We start from the raw sequence: 4320 nt of genomic DNA, 5'->3' as shown, positions 1-4320 counted from the left end.
CGCCGCGGCCTGCGCGTGCCGTCGTTCGTCGAGGACATCTATGCGGAGCTCAGGAAGGTAACATGGCCTACCTGGGCCGAGACGCGCTATCTCACGCAGGTCGTGATCATCGTGGCAATCTCGGTCGGCATCGCGCTGGGCGTGATTGACATCTTTTTCAACTGGCTCATCGACCGGCTCCTTCTGCAGTAGAACCATGACGTCACGAAGAGCAGCAGCACGCGAGGCGAAGGAAGAACAGGAGGCATTGGCTGGGCAGCGAGAGCCTGAGGAGCCGATGACCGAGGAGGACTACTTCCAGGAGGGACGCTCCTGGTACGTAGTCCACACTTACTCCGGCTACGAGAACAAGGTGAAGGCAAACCTCGAGCACCGCATCGAGTCCATGGACGCTTCCGACCTGATCCACCGCGTGGTCGTGCCCACGGTGGACGAGATCGAAGTGCACGGAGGCGTGCGGCGCACGGTGTCCCGCAAGATCTTCCCCGGCTACGTCCTCGTCCAGATGAACACCCTGAACGAGAACGACCCTGAGTCAAGCCGCGCCTGGTTCGTCGTGCGGAATACGCCGGGTGTGACGGGCTTCGTCGGCTCCGGCACGCGGCCGGTGCCCCTGGACGAGTCAGAGGTGCGCCGCATTCTGCGCCAGATGAAGGCGGAAGAGCCGCGGGTGCGCGTCGGGTTTGCCGTGGGGCAGAGCGTGCGCATCGTGGACGGCCCCTTCGTTGACTTCGTCGGCGTGGTCGACGAGATCAACCTGGAGAAGGGCAAGGTCAGAGTCATGGTGTCCTTCTTCGGCCGCGAAACGCCGGTCGAGCTGGACTTCCTGCAGGTGGAGAAGCTATAGGCGGCAGGCCGGGCATTCGCTGACAGGAGCCGGAGACCATGGCAAGGACGGCGGCGAAGGCCGCGAGGGGAGGACGGTCCAGACCCGTCCGCTAGTACCCAGAGGAGTGACAGTTGGCTAAGAAAGTCAGAGCAGTAGTCCGGATCCAGCTCCAGGCCGGAAAGGCCACGCCGGCGCCGCCTGTGGGCCCGGCCCTTGGCCAGCACGCCATCAACATCATGGCGTTCGTCAAGGAGTACAACGAGAAGACCGCCTCCATGGCCGGGCAAATCGTGCCGGCGGAGGTCACTATCTTCGAAGACCGCTCCTTTACCTTCGTCCTCAAGACGCCGCCGGCGAGCGACCTCCTGCGCAGCGCCGCCGGCATCGAGAAGGGCAGCCGGGCGCAGAAGCGCGAGAAGGTGGGCCGCATCACGCGCGAGCAGCTACGCCAGATCGCGCAGGCCAAGATGCGCGACCTCAACGCTTACGACATCGAGGCGGCCGAGCGCATGATCGAGGGCAGCGCCCGCAGCATGGGCATCGAGGTGGTGTCATGAAGCGCGGCAAGAGATACCTCGAAGCTCAGAAGCTCGTCGACCGCAGGAGGGCGTACGCACCGGAAGAGGCCATCGCCCTGGCGAAGCGCACCGCGACCGCCAAGTTTGACGAGACAGTGGAGCTGCACCTGCGCACAGGGCTCGACCCTCGCCACGCGGACCAGCAACTCCGCGGCACGACGATTCTGCCGCACGGCCTGGGCAAGACGGTCCGGGTCCTGGTGTTCGCCGAAGGCGAGGCGGCCCGCTTCGCCCAGGAGGCGGGCGCCGATTACTACGGCGGCGACGAGCTGATCCGCCGCGTCGAGGGTGGCTGGACCGACTTCGACGTCGCCCTCGCCTCGCGCGACATCATGGGCAAAGTTGGGCGCCTCGGCCGCGTCCTTGGCCCGCGCGGCCTGATGCCGAACCCGCGGTCAGGGACCGTCGTCGAGCCGCAGGACATCCCGAAGGCAGTGCGCGACGCCCGTCAGGGACGCGTCGAGTTCCGCCTCGACCGGACAGCGCTGGTGCACGTGCCAATCGGCAAGGCCAGTTTCGACGACAAAGCGCTGCTCGAGAACATGGCCTCGGTGGTCGATGCAATCGTGAAGGCGAAGCCCGCCGGCGCCAAGGGCCAGTACATCCGCTCGGCGTCCCTCACCACAACGATGGGACCCGGCGTCAAGCTCGAACTCGGGCCGACGCTGGCCCTGACGACGAGCTAGGGTGTAAGCTGATGAAAATCCCGGTGGCCATGCGCCCCCGGGCCATAGCCTGAGACAGCAGGTTCCTTCGAGGGAAGGACTAAGCCGAGCCGGGCCTGCCGAGGCGAAGCGCAAGCGCAGCACTCTGCGTCCTGGTGCCCTCGTCTCGCCGGCGAGGGCATTTTCGTTGCGCCGCAGAGGGCGGCGGCGAAGGGGGTGATGGCTTGCCCACACAGAAGAAGATCGAGACCGTCGCCGAACTGACGGACCTCATCAGGCGCAGCAGGGTGGTGATCGGCTCCGACTATCGCGGGCTCAAGGTCAGCGAAATCACGGCCCTGCGCAAACAGTTGCGCGAGCAGGGAATCGAGATGCACGTGGTGAAGAACACCCTCTTCGCCCGCGCCGCCGAGGCCGCCGGCAAGGCGGAGATGGCCGAGCTCTGCGAAGGCCCAACGGCCATCGTCGTAGGCTTCGACGACCCGATAGCGCCGATCAAGACCGTGGTCGAGTACCAGCGCACGTCGCGCAATACGTTCGCGCCGCGCAAGGCGTACCTGGACGGGACGATCTACCCGGGCGCTCGGCTCTCCGAGCTGGCGACGCTGCCGTCCAGGGAGACGCTGATCGCGGAGGTGGCCGGCGCCCTGCAGTCGCCAATCACGACGCTGGTATACCTGCTGCAGGCGACCGTCCAGGAGTTCGCCGGCCTGTTGGACGCCAGGGCGCAGCAGCTGGAAGGCGCCGCCTGAGCGCCGCCGTCGAAACGTACGTAGAACCGGAAACGGGAGGAGTAAGGAAATGGCAACGAAGGCAGAGCAGGTCCTGGAGCTCATCGAGGGCATGACCATCCTCGAGCTCAAGGAGCTGAACGACCAGATCAAGGAGAAGTTCGGCGTGACGGCTGTAGCGCCGATGGCAGTCGCCGCTGCCGGGGCGCCCGCCGCCGGCGGCGGCGCAGCGGCTCCCGCGGCCGCCGACGAGGAGAAGACGGAGTTCACTGTCGTCCTCAAGGACTTCGGCGCCAACAAGATCAACGTGATCAAGGCCGTGCGCGAAGTCACCACCCTCGGCCTGAAGGAGGCGAAGGACCTTGTCGAGTCGGCGCCGACGAACGTCAAGGAAGGCGTCGACAAGGCCGAGGCCGAGGCGATCAGGGCCAAGCTGGTCGAGGCGGGCGCTACCGTCGAACTGGTGTAATCAGCTTCCGTCTTAGCCGCCGCCCGAGGTCCGCGGAGACGCGGCTTCCGACCGTTCGCGCCGTCGTGCAGAATCGGAGAGTGACTGCACGGCGGCGCATCGTCGTTTACGGCGCGACGGGATCAGGCAAGACGACGCTCGGGCGGCGGCTCGCGGCCGAGCTGGGGCTGCGGCACATCGAGCTGGACGCGCTCTATCACGGCCCGAACTGGACGCCGGCGACTCCGGACGAATTCGTGTCCAGGATCGAGGCGGCCGTGGCGGCGAGCCACCAGGGCTGGGTCGCGGACGGCAACTATGGCGTCGCGCGTCCCGTCCTGCTGCCGCGTGCGGATACGGTGATCTGGCTGCGCTTGCCCTGGCGCGTCTCCTACTGGAGGATGCTGACGCGGACTCTCCGCCGCTTCCTGACGCGCGAGGAGCTCTGGAACGGGAACCGTGAAACGGCCAGGCTCCTGCTCTTCGACAAGGACTCGCTACTCCTATGGGGCATCAGGCAGCACCGGCCTTCCCAGGAGCGTATCCGCGCGGCGCTGTCGGAAATCCCACACCAGGCCGAGGTGATCGAAGCGCGCTCTTCCCGGGAGGTTGATGCGCTGCTGCGGCGGCTACGTGAGGAGTCCCGCCCGGGACGAGAGGAGGGCCAGGCCTCCTAGCCTCCAGCCACGGCAGGCACGATCGAGACTTCGTCGCCGGGCTTCAGGGAGGTCTGCAGGCCGCTGAGGAAGCGCACGTCTTCGCCGTTGATGTAGATGTTCACGAAGCGGCGGATCTCGCCTTGCTCATCGCAGATGCGCTCCTTGAGTCCGGGGTACTCGGATTCGAGGCCGTCGATGGCGGCGCCAAGAGTGCCGCCATCGGTCATGACGATGTCGAGCTCGTTGGTTAGCTTGCGCAGTGGCGTGGGTATGCGGACCTTTACGGACATACGGGACCTCTGTCTTAGGTGGTTCCGAGCCGCGAGTAGTTCGCGGCGTTCCCGGGCATCTTTACGCCCGGCAATAGTCTAGGGTCGGGGATCGGCGTCCCTCGCACAAGCGCCAGCGGC

The 4320-nt window shown here is 66.3% G+C and carries 8 protein-coding genes; 7 read left to right on the top strand and 1 reads right to left on the bottom strand.

Annotation, left to right across the window (positions count from 1 at the left end; translation table 11 throughout):
- The 7 genes from secE to VNN10_13220 all read left to right on the top strand — a co-directional run.
- The coding region (secE, locus tag VNN10_13250) for a preprotein translocase subunit SecE (GenBank protein ID HXH22987.1) at window positions 1-192 on the top strand (192 nt) is incomplete at its 5' end.
- An 85-nt stretch (window positions 193-277) separates the two neighbouring features.
- Window positions 278-847: a transcription termination/antitermination protein NusG gene (gene nusG, locus VNN10_13245; GenBank protein HXH22986.1), complete on the top strand. Its 570-nt coding sequence runs from the start codon at window positions 278-280 to the stop codon at window positions 845-847.
- Window positions 848-960: 113 nt separating this feature from the next.
- Window positions 961-1386 (top strand): 50S ribosomal protein L11, encoded by a 426-nt coding sequence (rplK, locus tag VNN10_13240; GenBank protein HXH22985.1) that lies wholly within the window; start codon window positions 961-963, stop codon window positions 1384-1386.
- Window positions 1383-2093, top strand: coding sequence for a 50S ribosomal protein L1 (rplA, locus tag VNN10_13235; GenBank protein ID HXH22984.1), 711 nt, complete (start codon window positions 1383-1385; stop codon window positions 2091-2093). The genes rplK and rplA overlap by 4 nt, the downstream gene beginning before the upstream one ends.
- A 203-nt stretch (window positions 2094-2296) precedes the next feature.
- A complete protein-coding gene (rplJ, locus tag VNN10_13230; GenBank protein ID HXH22983.1) occupies window positions 2297-2824 on the top strand; it encodes a 50S ribosomal protein L10 in 528 nt (175 codons plus the stop codon).
- A 49-nt stretch (window positions 2825-2873) separates the two neighbouring features.
- Entirely contained in the window at window positions 2874-3272 is a 399-nt protein-coding gene (gene rplL, locus VNN10_13225) for a 50S ribosomal protein L7/L12 (protein HXH22982.1), read from the top strand.
- Between the two features lie 80 nt (window positions 3273-3352).
- A complete protein-coding gene (locus tag VNN10_13220; GenBank protein ID HXH22981.1) occupies window positions 3353-3928 on the top strand; it encodes an adenylate kinase in 576 nt (191 codons plus the stop codon).
- Here VNN10_13220 and VNN10_13215 read toward each other — a convergent pair.
- Window positions 3925-4200 carry a ubiquitin-like small modifier protein 1 gene (locus VNN10_13215; protein ID HXH22980.1) on the bottom strand — a complete coding sequence of 92 codons (276 nt, stop codon included), beginning with the start codon at window positions 4198-4200 and terminating at the stop codon, window positions 3925-3927. The two genes, VNN10_13220 and VNN10_13215, sit on opposite strands and share 4 nt — an antisense overlap.
- Window positions 4201-4320: the final 120 nt, after the last annotated feature.

This window comes from Dehalococcoidia bacterium, assembly GCA_035574915.1.
Classification (GTDB): Bacteria; Chloroflexota; Dehalococcoidia; order DSTF01; family WHTK01; genus DATLYJ01.
Note: the sequence above shows the minus strand (reverse complement) of the source record. Positions and strands in the feature narration are given on the sequence as shown.

Bases quoted from the DNA above. Each gene is read 5' to 3' on its own strand.
- nusG (HXH22986.1), top strand. From the start codon at position 278: ATGACCGAGGAGGACTACTTCCAGGAGGGACGCTCCTGGTACGTAGTC.
- rplA (HXH22984.1), top strand. From the start codon at position 1,383: ATGAAGCGCGGCAAGAGATACCTCGAAGCTCAGAAGCTCGTCGACCGC.
- rplL (HXH22982.1), top strand. From the start codon at position 2,874: ATGGCAACGAAGGCAGAGCAGGTCCTGGAGCTCATCGAGGGCATGACC.
- VNN10_13215 (HXH22980.1), bottom strand. From the start codon at position 4,200: ATGTCCGTAAAGGTCCGCATACCCACGCCACTGCGCAAGCTAACCAAC.